This is a genomic window from Ruegeria sp. BC3 (assembly GCF_056539265.1).
Map to the genome: position 1 here is coordinate 1 of NZ_JBQFUP010000004.1, position 21,065 is coordinate 21,065.

The following is a 21,065-nucleotide window of genomic DNA, read 5'->3' on the forward strand; positions in this document are numbered from 1 at the left end:
ACCCAGAGCCAAAAACCAGACCGTTGCGCCAAAAAATCAGCGCGCCCGCCTAACTCATTCCCCAAGATGCCCCCAGTCTCTCCTGAGCGTCTCAACCGTCTTTCCAGTCCGTCAGGCCGTCTCTCCGACCCGTCAGCACCGCCTCAGCAGCGCCGGTGAAGGGGGTTCTAAGTATTACAACAAACCTCCGCAACCGAAAAATGCAGCTTTTGGCAATTTTTTTCCAAAATGCCTGAAAGTTAAATAAAAACAGATAGTTAAAAGACGCCCTCGGCCATCATTTACACCAACTAACCTACCTTGTCGCCAAAAACCTAAAAGACGCAGAACCTTTCAGCCGATCACCACCCCTACATATAGCCCAACAGCTAACGTCGAGCACAAGACTCAAGCGACTCGGCAGCGAGTCACCGAGTCGAAACTGGACAAATGAAGTGACTCGGATGCCCGAAAATGAGCCCTCATAACGACGGGCTTGCGTATTTGAACCGGATGCTGTGTGGTCGCCTGTAGAATACGCTCGGGTTTGCTGTGAAATGACGACCACTGAAGACAAGGCCTTTCCCCGCATCCGCACGGTTGGTTTCGACGGCCTTCTGGTTTCCTTCTCCGATGTAATGGCCGAACCATCGAACCGCGCGGCGCTGGCGTTTCGCAGCGAGGTCATGCGCCGGGCCTGGGATGGCATCATTGAAACATCGGCCTCCCTCGCGTCGGCCTATATAAGGTTCGACCCGGAAAGACTGCCCCATGCAGATTTTCAGGAAAGGGTTCGGCGACTTCTGGCGCTCCGCAACTGGTATGAGGCCCCTTTGCCAGCCGGCCGTCGCCTTTGGCGTGTACCCACAGTGTATGGAGGCGAGTTGGCCCCACAACTGGATGAGGCTGCTGCAGCAGCCGGGCTGGATCCGGCTGAGGCGATCCGGCGGCTTAGCAACAGCCGGGTGCGTGTTCTGACGATCGGCTTTGCGCCAGGTCAGCCCTATCTGGGTCCGCTTGGGTCGGAATTCGACATTCCGCGCCTCAAGGAACTGACACCCATGGTACCTGAAGGTGCGTTGGTTCTGGCGATCTCGCAATTCGTTTTGTTTTCGGGGCCGACGCCCACCGGGTGGCGGCACGTGGGTCAGACAGCATTCCGCTGCTTTCGGCCAGAAGCGCCTGAGAGCTTTGCGTTGAAGCCCGGGGACGAAATGCAGTTCGTTTCTGTCACCCGTGACAAGCTTGACGCCGCCCGCGCCGACAACGCGAACGGTACCGGCGGCGCAACATGTCAGGAGATCGCGGGATGAGCTTGATTGTCCATCGCATCGGTCCCGCGTGCACCGTTCAGGATCAGGGCCGCGTCGGATATCTGGATCAGGGCTTATCCCGATCCGGTGCCGCAGATCTGACGGCACTACATGAGGGGGCGGCCTTGTTGGGTCAAAACCCAGGCCTTGCCGCGTTGGAAATGGCGGGCATTGGCGGCGAGTTTGAGGCAACGAAACCTCTGGCCATCGCGCTGACCGGAGCCCCGATGCAGGCCAGCATCGATGGTGCCCCAGTCGTTTGGAATGCGTCTCATCATATGGAAGCGGGACAAAGACTGGTAATCGGCGCTGCGACGCGCGGCACATATGGTTACCTGCACGTCAGCGGTGGTATTGCGTCCAAGGCCTTTCTGGGATCGCGCGCGGCGCATCTGACGGCCAAGATCGGGCTCACGATCCAGGTTGGAGACACGCTGCCCGTCGGCAGCGGACCCGGGGTGACGGGCATGAAGCTGGGGCACGATGACCGCTTTTCTGGTGGCGTGCTGCGCGTGGTCGCCAGCTTTCAAACCCCGCTGTTCGATCAGGCCACGTTGGATCGCTTTGCCCAGACCGAGTTTCGCCGGGGAAGTCGGGCCAACCGGATGGGAATGCAACTCGACAGTGCGGGGGAAGGGTTCGCCGCCAAGGGTCAGCTGAATATCCTATCCGAAGTCATCACGCCGGGCGACATACAGATGACGGGCACTGGAAACCCATTCATCCTGCTGCCCGAATGCCAAACGACCGGAGGATATCCCCGCATCGCAACAGTTCTGCCGTGCGACCTGCCGCGCGCCGCACAAACCCCGGCGGGTGGGTCGATCAGGTTCCAGTTTGTGTCACTGGAGGAGGCAACTGTCCTGCAAGCCGCCTATCACGCCGGGCTGGCCAAACTGCCTGCTCAAATCGAGCCACTGGTTCGCGATCCGCATGACATACCGGACCTGTTGTCCTACCAATTGATCAGCGGGATGATCTCGGCCACCGACTAGAGAGGATTTTGGATGCCAAGCGTCGATCTAAATGCCGACATGGGCGAAAGCTTTGGCCCATGGAAGATGGGCGATGACGAAAACCTGTTGAAGATCATCACGTCGGCCAATATCGCCTGCGGCTTTCATGCCGGTGACCCCGACGTGATGGCCAAGACGATGAAACTGGCCGCCGAGAATGGTGTCGGCATCGGTGCCCATCCCGGCTTCCCTGACCTGCAGGGCTTTGGCCGCCGCAATATGAAAGTGCCTCATGACAGCCTGCGCAATATGGTGCGGTATCAACTGGGCGCGGCGATGGGTATCGCCAAGGCGGTTGGTACCAAAGTCCGGCATCTGAAACTGCATGGCGCGCTGGCCAATATGTGTTCGGTTGATCTGGACATGGCACGAGCCTGCTATCAGGGCGCGCTGGATGTAGACCCGGATATCATCGTCATGGTGCTGGCCGTTACCAAACAGGAAGAGGCGGCGCGCGATCTGGGTTGCAAATGGGTTGGCGAGATCTTTGCGGACCGCGCCTACAACGATGATGGCACTCTTGTAGACCGCAGCCTGCCCGGCGCTGTCATCCACGACCCGGACGTTGCCGGCCCCCGCATTCTCAACATGGTCCGTGAGGGCGCCATCATCACCGAAAGCGGGCAGCGGCTTGAGACCTCAATCGATACGATCTGCCTGCATGGCGATGGTCCGACGGCCCTACAGATTGCCCGCTCTGTCCGCAAAACCCTGATCGACGGCGGTGTCGAGGTGACAAAATTCATGCGATAGAAATCTGGTCGTTAGACTGACGATCTATTCTCTGACTGTTGCTCGGAGGGGATTCAGCCCCTAGCATGCCTGCAAGTGCATGTTCTGAATACCACAATTCCAAGCAACGCTATGCCGGACTGGTATGGGCAAGGAGATTGGCCAATGTCTTTTGATCTGATGACTTACGAACCGCGCGGCGACAAAAAGAACTCAGAGTTCTTTCACCAGTATCTGCCGATGATTTACGAACGCCGCCAAAGCTCGGGCGTGGCGGATCAGGTCGGGGCGATGCGGGCGATCGTCATTCAGGTCGAGCCGGACGCATTGTTCGACACGCTGCTGGAACTCTACGTCATGACCCCGTACCGGCACACGGCCAGTTATCTGGGACAGACACACAAGTTCGCAGTGCTTCATTCGCATACCGACTATCCCGCGATGATCGTGATGGCCCCTCTCAGCCCATCGTTCGAAGACTTCATCCCCCGCATCAACCGCATGTACCCGCTGGCCCGAAATACGCCTCAGACTCGTTACGTCGGAGAGGTATTTGGCGCATCGGACCTAAAGTCTCTGACCAAAACGCTTGAGGATCAGAACATTCGGTTCGAGTACAAGGGTGACACCGAAAACCCGTTCTACACCCTGGACGGCTTTCGCTTTACGACTCCTTCGGATTTCACCTGCAACAGGGTCGGCTACTCATCGCTGGACTTCAATGACACCGACAGTCTGGGCCTAGGCGACCGCATCTTGCTGAGTGATGACGAACAGGCCCGGCTGGATCAGGCCGCTACGTTTGGGGCGGACAGCAACATTGCGCCCCTGATGCTGGGGATCGACCATCTGGCCACACGCATTCTGGCGGGCGAGCGTGAGGACGCGATCCTCGAGTTCCTGACCATGGTCCCCTATTACTTTTGGGGGGCGTACAACATCTTTGACATGAACTCGTCGACGAATGTGAACCGGAACGCAAATGTGGATGACGACAAGAAATCCCCCGCCAAGGTCTTTACCGCCAACAACACCCCGTCCTTTGTGAATTCGTTCGAACAGCTGCCGATGCCGACCGAGGACTTCGTGCGGAACTTTGGCCGCCGGCTACATCACATGGCCGTTGAGATTCAGGACGGTGATCATGGAGCCGGTGAAAAAAACGTCGACTTCGTGGTCAACACGCTAAAGGACAAGGGCGTGCCGTTCCTGGCCCATGTGGTCGGTGAATGTAAGGACGATCCGAACCTTAAACAGATCTTCTCAAAACACTCAAAATATACGCTGCTGATCACCGAGTATATCGAGCGCTGCCATCACTATGACGGGTTCTTTACCAAGGACAATGTGGCAGCTCTGACCGCAGCCGCTGGTCAGGACGAACAATACCAGCACGGTCACGTCTTCGACTGACAAAAAAAGGCTGCGAGTTTCCTCGCAGCCAATACCCATTCAGGAGAGAATATGTCGGGTCTTATGACGGCCCGATCATGAAACAGGTGACATTGCGGGCCTGCAGCCTGCGGCAGGCCAGATCAGCCTGTTCGCGGGTCATGCCCTGGAATGTCGCGTCAAAGCCGCGCGAGCTTTGGTTTACCTTGCGCAGCGTGCCTTCCAGAGTGGTCATTTCCGATAGCGCGGTTTTCAGAAGAATCTTCTCCGCCTCATATCGGGTGGTATAGCGGCCAACATTCACGCCCCACAAACGTCCGCCCGATGTGGACAGGCGCGTGACAATCTCTTGCTCAGGCTCTGGTTGGACCGCCGGATCGGTTGAGGCCAGAACCAGATCTTCGGGTCGTGCGGAGGGCCGCGGTGTATCGGTACCAGCCGAAGGCTCGATGTCTGCCGCAGCAATCGCCGCAGCAATGCCGTCCTGGATCCGTGCGCGGTTCTTCGCAGCCGTTTCAACCACGGTGCCTGCAACCTGTACGGCCACACCCGGTCCGGGACGCAGAACAGGACGCAGGCTCGATTTCGGCGCACCGGTCAGGGCTGCAACAGTTGCCCCCAAACCGGCATTTCCAGCATAGGCGGGGCGGGCCGGTTTCCGGATGGGCGCGCGCGAAGGTGCACGACGGAAACCCATGTCCAGCAACTCGGCCACTTTGGCATTCCGCGACGCACCAGATTTACCGCCGAAAACGGTCGCGATGATGCGTTCGTCCTTGCGCTTGGCCGATGCCACTAGGTTGAAACCCGCTGCCCGCGTGTACCCGGTTTTGATTCCGTCTGCGCCCTTATAGGCGGCCAACAGGCGACGGTTCGTATTGGGAACCGTTTTGATCCCCGCATGCGTGGATTGGCGCGAGAACAAGTTGTAGTACTGCGGATAATCATAAAGCAGGTGACGACCCAGTGTGGTCATGTCACGCGCCGTCGACAAATGACCCGATTCCGTCAGGCCGTGTGCATTCTTGAATGTCGTCCGGCTCATCCCCATGGCTTTGGCCGTGCGCGTCATACGGCGCGCAAACGCGGCCTCAGACCCGCTGATCGCGATACCGATCGCAGTGGCCGCATCGTTGGCGGATTTCACCGCAGCCGCCCGGATCAGATACCGGAATGCGATCGTCTGCCCGCTCCGCAGGCCCAGCTTCGAGGGGGGTTCAGCCGCTGCCTTTTTGGTGATCCGCACCGGAGTGTCCAGTGTGATCTCGCCATTCCGCACCGCTTCGAACGCGATGTAGAGTGTCATCATCTTTGTCAGAGAGGCCGGATGCAGCCGGGTGTCAGCGTTGCGCGAATGCAGAACCTCTCCGGTTCGCGCGTCGATGACCATCGCCGCATAAGGTGCCGCCCAACCTTGCAACGGCGCGAAAGAGAGCAGCCACAAGAATGCTATAAGAAATAAGCCCATTCGGGCCGGAACTGTCCGCCGAACCTGCACGATCTTTGCCTCTGTCTACCTCTGGCCGCCGGGTTTTCCCGGTCAGCGCGAATTTTATTTTATTGGGACCAAGGCTAACACAGAGACCCCATGAAATAAACCGAAAGCGTGCAAATTCGCCGTTTCGTTATCGCTGCGACGAGGCACTATATATGGCGCTGGATGCGACCAAACACACTACATCGGCACGGGCGACGTTTTCTGAACACGCACAGAGCACCGTTTTTCGGAAACTGCGGCGAATTGGCAACATCAACTTAATTGCCGAACAAGATCGGCCAGTCCGCCTAAATTCTGCAATTCTTTGTACCGCGGGTTATCTGTTGGAGTTTCCGCCTTCTCGATCTCCCACACCAGCCCATGGGGCACATACACCCCCCAACATCCGGCCTCAATCGGGGCCACCACGTCAGAGCGCATCGAATTGCCCACCATCATCGCGGCATCCGTCCCTTCGCCGTGACGGGCAAAGATCTCGCGATAAGTCTGCGGCGCTTTCTCGGACACGATTTCGACCTCGTCGAACAGTTCTCCCAACCCGGATTGTGCAAGCTTACGCTCCTGATCGATCAGACCGCCCTTTGTGATCAGAATCACCCGATGAGTATCTGCCACCGCTTCGATCGCCTCGCGCGCGTGGGGCAACAGCTCAATCGGGTGCGCCAGCATGTCTTGTCCCGCCTCGACCAATTGCCGGATGACCGAGGCTGGCACACGGTCTTCGGTCACCTCGATTGCGGTTTCGATCATCGACAGGATGAACCCTTTGATTCCGTATCCATAGTGGCGGATGTTGCGTTTTTCAGCTGCAAGCAAGCGGTCCAGCAGGTGATCGCGATCCGCATGATCTGCCAGCAACTCTGCGAAATGGGCTTGGGTCAGTTGGAAAAACCGTTCGTTGTGCCAAAGGGTGTCGTCGGCGTCGAACCCGATAGTGGTCAGCGCTTTTTCCATTTCGATTACGTCCTGCTGGCTCTTTTCTCTGACCCCTTGAACGTTATATAACGCTGCAGACAAACCGAAGCCTGAATCGGACAAAAGGCGCGTGATGACTAAACACATATGGATGATGTCTGACAGACCGGACGACGACGGTGATCCGTCGCTGTTGGTTCAGACGCGCCCCAAAACCAAGCGCCCGCCCCTGTACAAAGTGCTGCTGCTGAACGACGACTACACCCCGATGGAATTCGTGGTCCACGTGCTCGAGCGGTTCTTTGGCATGACCCACGCCGAGGCGTTCGAGATCATGCTGACCGTCCACAAAAAGGGCGTCGCGGTTGTTGGTGTCTTCAGCCATGAAATCGCCGAGACCAAAGTGGGCCAGGTCATGGATTTCGCCCGCAGGCACCAACACCCCCTGCAATGCACAATGGAACGCGAAGAGTAAGCCTGTCCCGGCCCCTCTTCCAAAATTGCCGATGTCCCCTCGCCTAGACCTCGCCCTGCAAAGCGGCCTCGACCTGTCGCAACCACTCAGCGTGCTTGGCCCGACAATGGACAACGATCTGTCGAATTTGCCGCGCGAAACACAAGTGGTGCAGCCGTTCAAACCGTTTCACGACCATTTTGCGGCGCAAGGCTTCAACACAACGCCCGAGACCAGCGAGCCATGTCAGGATGCCATCGTCATTCTGCCCCGCGCCAAGGCACTGGCGCGCAGCATGGTACATCAGGCCTGTCAGCGTGCCAGCAGGCTGATCGTGATTGACGGTGCCAAGACCAATGGCGTGGACAGTTTGCTGAAAGACATCCAAAAGCGCGTTGATGTCGAAGGCCCGATTGCCAAGGCGCATGGAAAAATCTTCTGGTTCCAATCCAAACCCGAAGCGTTTGCCGACTGGGCCGCGCCGCTGGCGCAGATGGTCGACGGGTTTCGCACCGCACCCGGCGTGTTTTCCGCTGATGGGATCGACCCGGCTTCGGCGCTGTTGCTGAAGTCTCTGCCTCAAAAGCTGGGTGCGCGGATCGCGGATCTGGGCGCAGGCTGGGGCTATCTGTCTGCTGAAGTGCTCAAGCTGACCAATCCTCGCGCTCTCCACCTGGTTGAGGCTGATTACATCGCCTTGGCATGCGCGCGCACCAATCTGGCAGACAGCAATGCGCAGTTCCATTGGGCCGATGCCGTTTCCTGGAAAGCGCCAGAGCCTTTGGACACGGTGGTCATGAACCCGCCCTTCCATACGTCCCGCGCAGCCGATCCCGAACTGGGGCAAGGCTTTATCAAATCCGCGGCGCGCAACCTGACCCGCAATGGCAGCCTTTGGATGGTTGCCAACCGCCACTTACCTTACGAGGTCACGCTGGCTGACAGTTTTGCCCAGGTTCAGGAAGTGGCCGGTGACAATCGGTTCAAGGTGTTTCACGCCTCTCGCCCTAGGGTCTAATCCCGGTTAACCTGCGCCGCAACTCAGGAGTCAACGCATGTCCTTTTCCATAGCCGGCAAGACAGCCATCGTCACAGGCAGCGCCAACGGCGTCGGGCTGGCCATCGGGCGCCACTTTGCGGATGCAGGTGCCAATGTCATGTTCGCGGACATGGACGAAAAGCGGTTGTCTGAAGAGTTGGGTGAACAGGCAGACGACAGCAACATCCGGTTCTTTGCCGGAGACCTTCGGGAAAAACTGACCATCGCAAACCTGCTGTCCGCAACGCTGGATGCCTTTGACCAGGTGGACATCCTGATCAACGGCTCGCGACAAGTGATCACGTCAGACCCGCTGGACACGGACGATGATTCTGTACGGACCCTTCTCAATCAGAACCTGATGCCTGCGCTGCGCCTCAGCCAAGCGGTGGCCAAACGCATGATCAAACAAGCAGGTGACGAGGACGAAGGTCCCGCGGGATCGATCATCAACCTGTCTTCGATCGCGGCGCGGCGCACGCACCCGGACCTGATGGCCTATTCCGTTTCCACGGCTGCGCTGGACCAGATGACCCGCTCGCTGGCGGTTGCTCTGGCACCCAACCGGATACGCGTTAACTCGATTGCTCTTGGATCGGTGATGAGTGCATCGCTGCAATCTACATTGAAAGAGAACCGGGATTTCCGGAACGACATCGAAAAACACACGCCGTTGGCCCGGATCGCGGCCCCGAACGAGCTGACCGAAACCGCACAGTTTCTGGCCTCGGACGCGGCCGGGTTCATCACCGGACAAATCCTGACAATTGACGGCGGCCGCACGTTGCTGGACCCCGTCGCAGCCCCAGCACATTAAGCCCAATGTTCGACACAGAAAAAGCAACCGCCGCCGCCTGGTTTCGTGAACTGCGCGATGAGATCGTCACCGCGTTCGAGGCATTGGAAGACGGCCACGACGCCGGCCCCCTGTCCGACGCCCAAGCCGGGCGGTTTGAGGTCAAGGAAACCAAACGTCAATCTGCGGACGGATCGGACGCCGGCGGTGGATTGATGTCGGTGATGCGCGGCGGGCGGGTCTTTGAAAAGGTCGGCGTCAATGTCTCGACCGTCTACGGAACACTGGGCGAGCGTGCGCAGCAGGCAATGGCTGCGCGCAAGGGCATTCCCGGAATGGCCGACGATCCGCGTTTCTGGGCCTCCGGCATCTCATTGGTGGCCCATATGCAGAACCCTCATGCGCCTGCTGTTCACATGAACACCCGCATGTTCTGGACGCCCCACGCATGGTGGTTCGGCGGTGGATCGGATTTGAACCCCTGTATCGAGTATGATGACGATACCGCGCATTTCCACGCCACTCAGAAACAGTATCTGGACCCGCATGGCCCCGGCCATTATCCCCGTCTCAAAGAGTGGGCGGATGAGTATTTCTATATCCCCCACCGCAAACGCGCCCGCGGCGTGGGCGGGATTTTCATGGATGATTACTGTACTGGCGATTGGACCGCAGACTTCGCGCTGACGCAGGACATTGGTCGCGCCTTCCTGCCCGCATTCCTGCCCTTGGTCGAAAAGCGCCGTGTGCAGGGTTTTGACGATGCCGACAAGAACACACAACTGGTGCACCGTGGCCTCTATGCCGAATACAACCTGGTTTATGACCGGGGCACGAAATTTGGCCTGGAAACCGGTCACGACCCGGATGCAGTGCTGATGAGCCTGCCGCCGCTGGCGAAATGGGTCTGAGGCCTTACCTAAACCCAAGGTCCAGTACGTTGTCCCAACAGTAGCCTTGCGCGGATCCAGCGGACATGTTTTCGCCCACTCGTTTGACAGTGATCGAATAGCCCGGAGTCGTATCCACCCCGTCAGGCGGGGTCAGCGAAAACTCGACCGTACGGTTTCCCTTTTCGTATGCGCGTGAGATGTAAATCCTTTGCGTCGCCTTGGTTCTGAGCTTGGTGATTGCGTAATCACCGATCCCGCACCAATACGTCACCGGAGCGGACGACCCGCTGACAGCAACACGGTAGGTGCCGTTTTCCAAAGGCGTCACATTGGTCTGAAACCCTCGGTACACTCCAAACCGAAACCCCACCGCCTCGGCCAATGCTGGTAACAGCATAATCGCGGTCACCGCCGTTATTTTAAATACGCGCATAACTGCAATTCCCATTTCGAAACAGAATTTTCCCAAGATCATAGTAAACCCGTGCACCGAGTAAAGCTGCGGCACGAGTTCTCCGGACCTGACGCCCGGGGCAAAACTGTATCAATTCACGCCGTAACCAATTAGTATCAAGTCAGTTTTGGACCGAGGTTTGTTTTGAGCAAAGCGTTTCCAGAAGGTTGGTTTGACATTCCGCCCGAGAAATACGCGGATTTTGGCGCCATGTTCTATCTTGCGTCGCTGACCAAAACACATCGGTCTCGCAATCTTGGGCAGGTTCTTTTTGCCTTTGAAACACCCTTCCGGCTGAATCAATATCACATCTTTCGCCAGAACAGTTTTCCCAGGGGCTTTGTGACCTTTGCAGGCCTCAGCCCTGATGCCGAGCGTCGCTATGCCATTCAGGAAAAGCCACTGAAGGACACCGATTTTGCCAGCGGGACCTCTTTTTGGATCATCGACCTTGTGGCCCCGTTTGGACAAACCAATCAGATCGTGGATATTCTGAAAAAGGAAATCCCGCACCCGCGGGTTCGCACCAATCGAATGGACAGCGACCTGACCCGCAACCGGATCGTGGAATGGACCCGTGACGACGCCGGTGAGGTTCACATGAAACTCTATCGAAAAAAGGAGTTTCGTGAGATCCTTGAGAAAGGAGGGTCATGAGATGGTATCCATCGTAGGGACGACAACCGGTACTGTAACCGGGGATCCTCCGAATGAGGCCACCGGGGATCTTGGGCTGAGCGGCTTCCCCTTGTCGCAGAACTGGTCGATTTCTGAGCAACCGTCTCTAGGCGTGGCCTCAATCGATCCAAACACCGGGGAATGGACCTATACGGTCAATCCAAGCGACTACGATGACATCCCATTCGGGACGACCGTCACGGACACATTCACCGTTCGGGTCACCGGGTTCGAAATCAACGATGAACTCGAAATAGCCCCTTACGATCTGACTCAAGAGATCACGATCTCCATAGAAGGTGTTTGTTTTACATCCGGCACTCTGATTTTGGCCGAAGGGGGCCATCGGCACATCGAAACGCTGGACGTGGGCGACAGGGTGATGACTGCTGATCATGGTTTGCAACCGATCCGGTGGATCGAAAGCAGCGCGCTGCCACCTGAAAGACTGCATGAAAACCCTGCCATGCGTCCGGTTCGGATTAGGGCGGGCAGTTTGGGTCAGGGGCAACCCAAGCGCGATCTGCTGGTCTCGCAACAACACCGCATTCTGGTCAGCGGGCCAAAGGTCGAATTGCTCTTTGGTGCGCCTGAAGTTCTGATTGCGGCCAAGCATCTGTGTTCTTGGCCAGAGATCGAAATTGAGGCCTCAGATGACCCGGTCCAGTACTATCATATCCTACTGGACAATCACGAAATCCTGACGGCCGAGGGTGCACTGGCCGAAAGCCTGTTTTTGGGTGAGGAGTCCCTCTACACCTTGTCTTCTGACGCCCTTCAGGAACTGGCTACCATTTTCCCGGACGCCCCTGCACCGAACGGAATGGGTTTTGGTCGGGCCGCTCGCCGGATCCTGCGCGAATTTGAGGCGCGTGCTTTGGCCTAGTGCCCGCCCAGATGTCCACCGACATCCTGCGGTGCAAGGGCAACCGTTTTGATCACCGCGTAACAGGGCTTGCCTGGTTGCAACCCAAGCGCCTCGACCGAGCGGCGTGTGACACGTGCCAGAACTGTGCCCGCAGGTGTCTTTACGGACACGATTGCCCCCGGCCCCTCGCCCGCACGGATCGTATCAACCGCGCCTTGCAGCACGTTCAAAGCTGACAAGCCTTCGGGCGGTTTGCTGGACAGGATGACTTCTTGCGCGGGGATGCGAATACGCAGTTCTTCCGCAACCTGATGCGGTATACGGGGCAGGAACAGGGGCGTACCGCCCGCGTCCAATTCTGTCAGCCCATCTGAATGATGTCGAACGACCCGCACCTGCAATACCGCGCCCACGGCCCGCACACCCGCGGGTGCAACCGACGGATCGGCCAGAACCTCTGACGCAGGACCGTGCCGCAAAACCTGCCCCTCCTGCAGCGCCACCACGGATGTGGCCAGCCGCGCGACCTCGGCCGCCGAGTGGGTGACGTAAAGAATTGGGACCGAGACCTCATCCCGCAGACGTTCAAAATACGGAAGAATCTCAGCCTTGCGCGCATCGTCCAGGGCTGCCAGCGGTTCATCCGCCAGGATCAAACGCGGGCTGGCAAGCAAGGCACGACCAATGGCCACTCGTTGCTTTTCACCACCAGACAAACCTGCGGGCCTGCGATTCAAAAGCTGCCCGATTCCCAGCATCTCGATCACTTTGTCCGGGTCTTCTCGACGGGCCCCTTTGGGGGCAAACCATGTCCCATAAAAAAGGTTCTGGCGCACAGTCAGGTGCGGGAAAAGGCGACCTTCCTGAAAGATGTAGCCCAACCGCCTTTTGTGCGGCGGCAACCACAGGCCCTGCGCGGTATCGAACAAATCCCAGCCATCAATACTAACGCGCCCGGCCATAGGTTTCAGCAACCCTGCCACGGCATTGACGATCGTCGTCTTCCCGGACCCCGACCGCCCGAACAGAACCGTCACCCCCGGCGGAGCATCAAAGCTCAGGTCCAGCCTAAGGTCATTCAGATTGTGCTGAAGGCGGACGGACAGGCTCATGATCCGGCCACCCTTGCGGCAACGCGGCGGCCAACAAATTCGGACAGCAACAACGCCCCCATGGCGATCACGATTGAAATCACGACCAACCGTGTCGCCGCGGATTCGCCCCCTGGAACCTGAAGGAAGGCGTAAACCGCCGATGGCAGAGTTTGTGTTTGCCCCGGGATGTTCGAGACAAAGGTGATCGTTGCCCCGAACTCTCCCATCGCTTTGGCAAAGGCCAGGATCGCGCCCGCGATTACGCCTGGCAGGATCATCGGTAAAGTCACTGTGGCAAACACAAAAAGACGCGAGGCCCCCAGCGTCGCGCCAGCTTGTTCAAGCTTAGGGTCTACGGCCTCAATCGACAGCCGGATGGCGCGCACCATGAGCGGAAAAGCCATGATACCCGCAGCCAGCGCAGCCCCGGTCCAGCGAAAGGCCACAACGATCCCGAATTCCGCCAGCAGCTTGCCCAGCGGCCCCTGAATGCCAAAGGTCAGAAGCAGCAGATACCCGGTCACCACCGGCGGCAGGATCAAAGGCAGATGCACCAGCCCGTTCAACACCTGCCGACCCGGAAACCGCCAGCGCGCCAACGCGTAGGCAACAAAAATACCCAAAGGCAAAGTCACCAGCGTCGCCCAAAAGGATACGCGCAAAGACAGTTTGAGCGCCTCCAGCTCTGCCGGTCCCAGCCACCCCATGCGCTTATCCGTTTGGCAGGGCAAAACCCTGCTTTTCAAACACGGCACCCGCGGCCTCAGACTGGAGATGCGCCAGGAACGCACGCGCGTTTTCAGAAGCTCCTGTCGTCACAGCCGCCGGATAGATGATTGGAGGATGCAGCTGGGATGAAAACTCGGCAACGACGCGAACCCTGTCTTCGACCTGCGCATCCGAGCGGTAAACGATCCCCAAAGGCGCAGCACCCGTCGCTACAAGCGCAAGCGCCGCACGCACATTGTCGGTCTGCGCAATCTGGCCCTGGACGTCCTGCCATAACCCAAGGCTCTGCAATGCGGCTTTGCCGTAGATCCCTGCGGGCACCGCATCCACCAGTGCCATCGCTAGAAAACCACCGTTCAGGACCGACGACAGGTCAACATCCGCCTGCATTGCGCCGAGGTCAGATTGATCCGCACCACCGATCAGAACCAACCCGTTCCCCAAAAGATCGACCCGCGACGCGGAATCCACCAACCCCTGGTCCTGCAACTCATTCATCCAATCCACATTGGCCGAGATAAACAGGTCGGCCGGTGCCCCAAGCTGAATTTGTCGCGCAAGCACTGACGAGGCCGCATAGGAAACGGTGATGTTCTGACCAGTCTCCTGCTGGTACCCTGTCGCAACCTCATCCAACGCTGTCTTGAGGCTTGCTGCGGCGAATACCAAAATCCCCTCAGCCCCTGCACGAAGCGGAGCCAGCACCATTGCGCCCAGAACCAGGGCCGCGATCAAAACTCGGCGCGCGTTGGACAGGATCCTGTTTCCCCCGCCTGGAAATTGCAGTTCCTATCGGAATATCTGAGGCGACAGGTGACACGCAAGCGCCTTTGCACGCGCCTCACCGGGTTCGGCCCCTCAGTTCAACACAAATCGATTTTGAGTAAAGAAATTCCGCCGGACCCTCTTGCGCCCGGACGCAGGCTTGGCTACATGCACCGTCACGGGTGATTAGCTCAGTTGGTAGAGCGCTTCGTTTACACCGAAGATGTCGGGAGTTCGAGTCTCTCATCACCCACCATTCTCCCCAATGAAGCACAGTACCCGGCGTCAAATACGCGAGCGCATTGCAACCGATTGCAAGTCTGATGCATTAGTGCATAGTGTTTTCACCATGAATTCACGAGTTAGCCTTACCCTGAACCGAGGGTGCCAATCATGGGTGTGACCCTAAAGGACGTGGCCGCATTGGCCGGTGTTTCGCGGTCTGCCGTTTCCAGGACATTCACTGAAGGTGCGTCCGTTTCTGCCAAGACACGCAGCAAGGTTGAAAAGGCCGCGAAAGAGCTGGGGTACAGCCCAAATGCGCTGGCCTCCTCGCTCACGACTGGGCGCACCAAGCTGATCGGTTTGATTTCCAACAACTTTCACAACCCGATCTTCCTTGAGGTGTTCGACCAGTTCACGCGGGCTTTGCAGGAACGAGGTCTGCGCCCCCTCATCGTGAATTTGACCGACGAAACAGAACCGGCCAATTCGGTCCGGATGCTGCGGCAATATTCGGTCGATGCGGCGATCGTCGCTTCGTCCACTTTGCCGCCCAGTTTTGCCAAAGCCTTTCACGACGCAGGGGTTCCTGTGGTTCACACATTTGGACGCTCGGCAACCTCACCCGAGGTGCATGTGGTCGGGATTGACAACGTCGAATGCGGTCGTATGGCGGCCCGGGAACTGCGGGCGCGCGGCTACAAGCGAATCGGATATCTGGGTGGCCCCAAAGATGCGACCTCGGCGATGGACCGATATCGCGGCTTCATGGAAGAGGTCGAGAAACACCCCGATCTGGAAGTATCTCACTCGTTCGCAGGCGCATATTCGTTTGAGGCCGGACGCGAGGAAATGCTGGCGCTGTTGAAAAATAAACCAGCGGACGGGTACTTCTGCGGCGACGACATTCTGTCCATCGGTGCCTTGTCCGCATTGTCGGATCATGGCCTGAAGCCCGGCAAGGACATCGGAATAATCGGCTTGAACGACATGGAGATGTCCCGCTGGGAGAGCGTGAACCTGACCACGATTCACCAGCCGATCAAACAAATCATCACATCGTCGGTCGATCTGGTCGAAGAGATGCTGAAAGACCCGGACCGCTATCCCGAGGCGCGAATCTTTCCCTGTCGTGTGATCGAGCGGGGCACTCTGCGGCCCCGCCTCTGATCAACGGAACATCGGCGGGCGGGCGTCCGTCCAGGCTCCGTCTGCCTTGGACGAGGCGACCGCGGCATGGACCGCCGCAATGGAACGAACCCCATCAGACGGCGTGGGCAGACCGTCCCGGACCTTTCCCACAATCGCGTCGGCCAGATCGCAATAGATGTTTGCAACCGCCAGAGGGAAACCTTCGGGATGCGCGATGGCGACCCGGGACAGGCGCTGCGCTTCGTCATGCAGCCCGCCTTCGCCTTTTTCGATGATCTGGGTACGCCCACCCACCGGGGTATAGATCAACTGATTGGGCTGCTCGGATGCCCAGCGAAGGCCACCGGTTTCGCCAAACACCTGTATGTCAAAGCCGTGCTGGCGGCCAATAGCCACTGACGAAGTCCACAACCGTCCAACCGCGCCGCCTTCGGTGCGGAAGTTGACCATCGCGTCATCTTCCAGCTCGCGGCTTGCGATTGTCGAAGCCATGTCGGCGGACAGGCTTTTGACTTCGTCATCACTGATAAAGCTGGCCATGTGCAGTGCATGAATACCGCAATCGGCGAACTGCCCCGACACGCCGGCCATCGCCGGATCGTAACGCCAACGGACACGAGGATTGTCCGCGTCGGTGGCATCGCCGTGGTGGCCATGGCTGAAACTGGTCACGACCAGTCGGACTTTACCGATATCCCCTGCACGCACCATTGCGCGGGCCTGTCGGACCATCGGATAAGCGGAGTAACAGTAGTTCACCGCGCAAATCTTGCCCGAGGCTTCGGCCACGCGCACGATTTCTTCCCCCTCTTCCACCGTCATGGTCATGGGTTTTTCGCACAGGACGTTGAACCCGGCTTCAAGAAACGCCTTGGTGATTTCGAAATGGGTCGAATTCGGCGTTGCAATCGTCACCAGATCAATTCGGTCCGCCCGATCCTTTTCACTCGCCAGCATCTCTTGCCAGTCGCCATAGGCACGATCCGCAGCAACGCCCAGCCTTTGGGCGTATTCGCGACCGACATCGGGCCGATGATCCAGCGCGCCAGCAGCGAATTCGAACATCCCATCGGCCAGTGCGCCCAGACGGTGCGCAGGTCCGATCTGGCTGCCCTCGCCACCACCAATCATTCCCCATTTCAGCTTTGCCATGGTTCTCGTCTCTCTTTGGTGTTTTTGTTGTTTTCAGCGCTCAGAAGTCGCCGATTTGTTGCCATTGCCGCCGCTCGGATGATGCCAAAGCCGCGGCCAGAACTCGGTTGACCTCATGCCCGTCACGGAACGTGGGCCAGATCGCTTTTCCGGTATGAATTGCCTCAAGGAAATCCTTGGCTTCGATGATGATCTGGTCCTGATACCCGGTTCCGTGTCCAGGTCCCTGGCAGAATGGCTCATAGTCCGGATGGGCGGGGCCTGTCAGGATCTTGGTAAAACCTCTTTGCGCCTCAGGCCCTTCTCGACGATAGAACCACAGAGCGTTCTGATCTTCCTGATCGAACCTGATGGCACCTTTTGTGCCCGATATTTCATAAGCATAGCCCATCTTTCGACCCGTCGATATTCGGCTGACATAGATGTTCCCCATCGCGCCATTGGCAAAGCGGCACATGATCTGGGCGTGGTCATCATTTGTCACCGGCCCACCGGGACGCTCGTGGTGAACGGTTTCGACCTCAGCCATAACCTCGATAATCGGCCCGATCAGGGCCATGGCGCCGTTGACCATATGAGGGGCCAGATCGCCGATTGTACCGTTGGCCATTCCGGTCGTGCGCCACGTCGCCGGTGCGTCGGGGTCGGCATAAAAATCCTCGGTATGCTCGCCGCGGAACCAGGTGATGTCACCCAGCTCTCCCTTCGCGATCAGCTGGCGTGCGAACTGGGTTGCCGGGGTCCGGACATAGTTGAACCCGACCATGTTGGTGACACCTGCTGCCTCGGCCGCTGCGACCATGGCTTGACCATCCCCAAGCGAAGAACCGAGTGGTTTTTCACACAGAACCGGCTTACCCAATGCGAACGCGGCCTCGGCAATCTGACGATGCGTCGTTTGCGGCGAGGCTATCACGACGGCCTCGACCGCCGGGTCATTGACCAGCGCGCGCCAATCCTCGGTCGACCGTCGGAAGCCGTAGGCTGCACGATACCGCTCAGCGCTTTCCGGACTGGACGCGCAAATCATCTCAAGACGCGGTCGAAGCGCAGTGTTGAATACCGCCCCGACGGCAGACATCGCGACCGAATGAGCCTTGCCCATATAGCCGCCACCAACGATTCCAATTCCGATTTCAGGCATCTGTCACGGCTCCGAACAATGTATTTGCAACCGGTTGCAAAATCAGTATCGTGTGAATCGATTCAACGCAAGGACCAACGATCCTCGCCAGCCCCTTTTTGCCGGAGGTAACGACGTGAACGCTTTGATAGACGGTATCAAAGGAAACCGGTTTGCGGTCTTTGGCCGTGCTGGCATGGACCTTTATGCCGATCCTGTTGGCGTCAAAAGCGAAGACGCCGACACGTTTCACGCGGATCTGGGCGGGTCATCGGCAAACATCTGTGCCGGGCTGGTCAAACTGGGCAGCCAGGCGTCGCTGATCACTTCGGTCTCAGATGATGCCGTAGGCCGGTTCTGTTTGAACAAGCTGGCGCATTACGGCGTTGATACGTCCTACATCCGGGTCGTCGGTGGCGAATACCGAATGTCGCTGGCCGTCTACGAAAGTCGGATCGAGAATTTTCAGAATGTCATCTACCGGAACGGTGCCGTCGACTTTCAGGTGACCGAAGATGATATGGACAAGGTCGACTACGGTAAGTTCTCGGCGGTGATCTCTGCCGGAACGGTTTTCGCCTCGGAACCTTCGCGCAGCGCCACGTTTCGCGCGTTCGACAACGCCCGCAAGGCGGGATTGCCAGTCATATTCGACATTGACTACCGCCCGTACAGCTGGCCATCCCCCGAAGTCGCCGCTGAGGTCCTGTCGCGCGCAGGCGAGGCCAGCGATCTGATCGTCGGCAATGACGAAGAGTTCGGGTTCATGGCCGGAGGCATCGAAAAGGGCTTGGACAAGGCAAAGGAACTGGCCGCAAAACCGGGGCGCATCGTCATCTACAAGATGGGCGAAAAAGGCGCGGTCACGTTTGCCGACGGGCAGGAAATCGAAACCGGCATCTATCCGGTAACTGCCGTTAAACCCAATGGCGCAGGTGACAGCTTTATGGCTGGTCTGTTGGCCTCAATTGCAGCAGGCAGCGAGCTGAAAGAAGCCGTTATGCGCGGTTCAGCCTGCGCATCGATCGTCGTTTCAAAACCCGGGTGCGCCCCGGCCATGCCAACATTGCCGGAACTGGACGCGTTTCTCGCCTCTCATCCCGGCCCTACGACATAGGAGACTTCCATGCATATCGCGCCCTATGACAATCAGAACAAGCCCATCGTCGATGCCGATGACCCCACAGTCCCGCTGAATTACTTCAACATCGTCAAACTGAAAAACGGCGAAGCGTTCGAGTATCAGGTGCCGGGTTATGAGACCTGCATCGTTCCTGCCACCGGCAGTGTCGACGTTGACGTTGAGGGCGTACAATTCGCCAAGCTCGGCAACCGCGGCGAAGACGTATGGGACGGCGACCCGGAAGGCGTTTACGTTCCCGTCGGCGCAAAAGTTCGGCTGGTCTGCGTTTCAGACGAAACGGAAGTTTTTATCGCGGGAGCCAAGTACGATAAGGTGCTGGACCCCTTCGACGTGCGCGAACATGACTTAGTTCAATACGGCAGCGACGACACTAAAACTCATCGCAAGATCAAGCATATCCTCGGCCAGAAACAGCACGACAAGGTCGGTCGCCTGCTGGTCAGTGAGCTGTTCACCGTTGGTCAGGGCGGCTGGTCCGGCTTCCCCAGCCACAAGCACGACACCAACCGCCTGCCGGACGAGACGCGGCATGACGAGACCTATAACTTTCGCTTCAAACCCAACTGGGGCTCGGGCCTGCAAATGTTGCAGCGCGAAGACAACGAGCCCGGTGACGCCTATCACATCGTCGACGGCTCAACGATCTGCATCGACAAGGGTTATCACCCCTGCTGTGTGCTGCCCGGATACGAGATGTATTACTTCACGATCCTAGGCGGCCTGACACAGCGCTCTCTGGTCCAGTTTTTCCAGCCCACCCATGCCTATCAGGTCGAAACGATCCCGGGCATCAAAGACATGATTGCCAAGTTCAAATGACACTGGTCACCCTGAAAGACGTCCTGACCCCGGCGTATGAACAAGGCTATGCCGTAGGTGGCCTTGTCACCCTTGGGTGGGAAGACATGCGCGCCTATGTGGCCGCAGCCGAAGCCGAAAATGCTCCAGTGATCTTGCAAGCGGGCCCAAGCTGCCGCGAGCATACTCCGCTGCCCATTCTGGGTAAGATGTTCCGCCACTTGGCCGAGAACACCTCGGTCCCGGTCGTGGCGCATCTGGATCATGGTTATACGTTCGAGGACTGCAAGATCGCGTTGGACAGCGGGTTCACCTCGCTGATGTTCGACGGCTCGCGCAAGCCGCTGCAGCAGAACATCGACGAAACCGCCGCTATTGCCGAGATGGCGCATGCGGCCGGAATATCTTGCGAAGGCGAGATTGGGTTCGTTGGCTATTCCGGTGGCGAAGGGTCGAACGGTACAGATCCGTCCGAAGCTGCCCAATTCGCTCGCGAAAGTGGCGTCGATGCGATGGCCATCTCAGTGGGTAACGTCCACCTGCAGCAAAACAAAGAGGGCGGGCTGGACGATGCTCGCATTGCGGAAATCGACGCCGCGACCAGTGTACCGCTGGTCATTCACGGCGGCTCGGGGGTGCCGGTCGAACAACGCAGCCGGTTGGCGCGTGAGACTTCGATCTGCAAGTTCAACATCGGAACCGAGCTGCGCATGGCATTCGGCCACGCCCTGCGCGAGGCGGTTGATCGCGACCCGGAACGATTCGATCGCGTGACGATCCTGAAAGAAACCCATGACCCGGTCGAGGCCGCGGCAAGAATGGTGATCCGCGCCTTCGGAGCCCCGCCGCAAGGGTAAAG

Annotated in this window: 22 protein-coding genes and 1 tRNA gene; 15 read left to right on the forward strand and 8 right to left on the reverse strand. The window is 58.3% G+C overall.

The genetic code is table 11. From position 1 onward, the window contains the following. Nucleotides 1–536 precede the first annotated feature (536 nt). From ACR0MV_RS11880 to ACR0MV_RS11895, 4 genes are all read left to right on the forward strand, one after another. Nucleotides 537–1,292, forward strand: coding sequence for a 5-oxoprolinase subunit B family protein (locus ACR0MV_RS11880; protein WP_480702265.1), 756 nt, complete (start codon nt 537–539; stop codon nt 1,290–1,292). Beyond that, nucleotides 1,289–2,287 carry a 5-oxoprolinase subunit C family protein gene (locus ACR0MV_RS11885; protein WP_480702266.1) on the forward strand — a complete coding sequence of 333 codons (999 nt, stop codon included), beginning with the start codon at nt 1,289–1,291 and terminating at the stop codon, nt 2,285–2,287. The genes ACR0MV_RS11880 and ACR0MV_RS11885 overlap by 4 nt, the downstream gene beginning before the upstream one ends. Nucleotides 2,288–2,299: 12 nt before the next feature. Beyond that, nucleotides 2,300–3,061, forward strand: coding sequence for a LamB/YcsF family protein (locus tag ACR0MV_RS11890; RefSeq protein ID WP_480702267.1), 762 nt, complete (start codon nt 2,300–2,302; stop codon nt 3,059–3,061). A 144-nt stretch (nt 3,062–3,205) separates the two neighbouring features. Next, entirely contained in the window at nt 3,206–4,453 is a 1,248-nt protein-coding gene (locus tag ACR0MV_RS11895) for a hypothetical protein (protein WP_480702268.1), read from the forward strand. A 61-nt stretch (nt 4,454–4,514) separates the two neighbouring features. Here ACR0MV_RS11895 and ACR0MV_RS11900 read toward each other — a convergent pair whose 3' ends face one another. Together ACR0MV_RS11900 and ACR0MV_RS11905 are read right to left on the reverse strand one after the other, a co-directional pair. Then, nucleotides 4,515–5,900, reverse strand: coding sequence for a D-alanyl-D-alanine carboxypeptidase family protein (locus ACR0MV_RS11900; protein WP_170427149.1), 1,386 nt, complete (start codon nt 5,898–5,900; stop codon nt 4,515–4,517). Between the two features lie 282 nt (nt 5,901–6,182). Continuing rightward, nucleotides 6,183–6,884, reverse strand: coding sequence for an HAD family hydrolase (locus tag ACR0MV_RS11905; RefSeq protein ID WP_480702269.1), 702 nt, complete (start codon nt 6,882–6,884; stop codon nt 6,183–6,185). A 94-nt stretch (nt 6,885–6,978) separates the two neighbouring features. Here ACR0MV_RS11905 and clpS point away from each other — a divergent pair, with 94 nt between their 5' ends. From clpS to hemF, 4 genes are read left to right on the forward strand one after another with little or no spacing between them, the layout of a single operon-like run. Then, nucleotides 6,979–7,320, forward strand: coding sequence for an ATP-dependent Clp protease adapter ClpS (clpS, locus tag ACR0MV_RS11910; RefSeq protein ID WP_170466914.1), 342 nt, complete (start codon nt 6,979–6,981; stop codon nt 7,318–7,320). 31 nt (nt 7,321–7,351) lie between these two features. Next, the gene (locus ACR0MV_RS11915) at nt 7,352–8,317 is read left to right on the forward strand and encodes a class I SAM-dependent methyltransferase (protein ID WP_480702270.1); all 966 of its coding nucleotides are present in this window, start codon (nt 7,352–7,354) and stop codon (nt 8,315–8,317) included. A 37-nt stretch (nt 8,318–8,354) separates the two neighbouring features. Next, a complete protein-coding gene (locus tag ACR0MV_RS11920) occupies nt 8,355–9,155 on the forward strand; it encodes an SDR family NAD(P)-dependent oxidoreductase (RefSeq protein WP_170427145.1) in 801 nt (266 codons plus the stop codon). Nucleotides 9,156–9,160: 5 nt separating this feature from the next. Next, on the forward strand, nt 9,161–10,045 hold the full coding sequence (hemF, locus tag ACR0MV_RS11925; protein ID WP_480702271.1) for an oxygen-dependent coproporphyrinogen oxidase: 885 nt from the start codon (nt 9,161–9,163) through the stop codon (nt 10,043–10,045). A gap of 4 nt (nt 10,046–10,049) precedes the next feature. Here the strand turns inward: hemF and ACR0MV_RS11930 are convergent, their stop codons facing one another. After that, entirely contained in the window at nt 10,050–10,460 is a 411-nt protein-coding gene (locus ACR0MV_RS11930) for a hypothetical protein (RefSeq protein WP_480702272.1), read from the reverse strand. 165 nt (nt 10,461–10,625) lie between these two features. On the opposite strand from ACR0MV_RS11930, the gene ACR0MV_RS11935 reads away from it, so the two are divergent. Continuing rightward, on the forward strand, nt 10,626–11,138 hold the full coding sequence (locus ACR0MV_RS11935) for a toxin-activating lysine-acyltransferase (RefSeq protein ID WP_480702273.1): 513 nt from the start codon (nt 10,626–10,628) through the stop codon (nt 11,136–11,138). 1 nt (nt 11,139) lies between these two features. Further along, on the forward strand, nt 11,140–12,045 hold the full coding sequence (locus tag ACR0MV_RS11940) for a Hint domain-containing protein (RefSeq protein ID WP_480702274.1): 906 nt from the start codon (nt 11,140–11,142) through the stop codon (nt 12,043–12,045). Here ACR0MV_RS11940 and modC read toward each other — a convergent pair. From modC to modA, 3 genes are read right to left on the reverse strand one after another with little or no spacing between them, the layout of a single operon-like run. Beyond that, nucleotides 12,042–13,139, reverse strand: coding sequence for a molybdenum ABC transporter ATP-binding protein (gene modC, locus ACR0MV_RS11945; protein WP_480702275.1), 1,098 nt, complete (start codon nt 13,137–13,139; stop codon nt 12,042–12,044). The genes ACR0MV_RS11940 and modC overlap by 4 nt on opposite strands. Then, nucleotides 13,136–13,828 carry a molybdate ABC transporter permease subunit gene (modB, locus tag ACR0MV_RS11950; RefSeq protein ID WP_480702276.1) on the reverse strand — a complete coding sequence of 231 codons (693 nt, stop codon included), beginning with the start codon at nt 13,826–13,828 and terminating at the stop codon, nt 13,136–13,138. The genes modC and modB overlap by 4 nt, the downstream gene beginning before the upstream one ends. Before the next feature lie 4 nt (nt 13,829–13,832). Further along, nucleotides 13,833–14,558 carry a molybdate ABC transporter substrate-binding protein gene (gene modA / locus ACR0MV_RS11955; protein WP_480702559.1) on the reverse strand — a complete coding sequence of 242 codons (726 nt, stop codon included), beginning with the start codon at nt 14,556–14,558 and terminating at the stop codon, nt 13,833–13,835. Nucleotides 14,559–14,795: 237 nt separating this feature from the next. Between modA and ACR0MV_RS11960 the strand changes: the two genes are divergently transcribed. Together ACR0MV_RS11960 and ACR0MV_RS11965 are read left to right on the forward strand one after the other, a co-directional pair. Beyond that, a tRNA-Val gene (locus ACR0MV_RS11960) sits at nt 14,796–14,871 on the forward strand. 137 nt (nt 14,872–15,008) lie between these two features. Beyond that, nucleotides 15,009–16,007: a LacI family DNA-binding transcriptional regulator gene (locus tag ACR0MV_RS11965; RefSeq protein ID WP_170427137.1), complete on the forward strand. Its 999-nt coding sequence runs from the start codon at nt 15,009–15,011 to the stop codon at nt 16,005–16,007. Here the strand turns inward: ACR0MV_RS11965 and ACR0MV_RS11970 are convergent, their stop codons facing one another. Next, the gene (locus ACR0MV_RS11970; protein WP_480702277.1) at nt 16,008–17,141 is read right to left on the reverse strand and encodes a Gfo/Idh/MocA family protein; all 1,134 of its coding nucleotides are present in this window, start codon (nt 17,139–17,141) and stop codon (nt 16,008–16,010) included. A gap of 40 nt (nt 17,142–17,181) precedes the next feature. After that, nucleotides 17,182–18,285 (reverse strand): Gfo/Idh/MocA family protein, encoded by a 1,104-nt coding sequence (locus ACR0MV_RS11975; protein ID WP_170427135.1) that lies wholly within the window; start codon nt 18,283–18,285, stop codon nt 17,182–17,184. Nucleotides 18,286–18,400: 115 nt separating this feature from the next. Here ACR0MV_RS11975 and iolC point away from each other — a divergent pair, with 115 nt between their 5' ends. From iolC to ACR0MV_RS11990, 3 genes are read left to right on the forward strand one after another with little or no spacing between them, the layout of a single operon-like run. Beyond that, nucleotides 18,401–19,381, forward strand: coding sequence for a 5-dehydro-2-deoxygluconokinase (gene iolC / locus ACR0MV_RS11980; RefSeq protein ID WP_480702278.1), 981 nt, complete (start codon nt 18,401–18,403; stop codon nt 19,379–19,381). A 9-nt stretch (nt 19,382–19,390) separates the two neighbouring features. Further along, a complete protein-coding gene (locus ACR0MV_RS11985; RefSeq protein WP_480702279.1) occupies nt 19,391–20,227 on the forward strand; it encodes a 5-deoxy-glucuronate isomerase in 837 nt (278 codons plus the stop codon). Beyond that, complete coding sequence (locus tag ACR0MV_RS11990) at nt 20,224–21,063, forward strand: class II fructose-bisphosphate aldolase (protein ID WP_480702280.1); 840 nt, start codon at nt 20,224–20,226, stop codon at nt 21,061–21,063. The genes ACR0MV_RS11985 and ACR0MV_RS11990 overlap by 4 nt, the downstream gene beginning before the upstream one ends. The last annotated feature ends 2 nt before the right edge of the window (nt 21,064–21,065 follow it).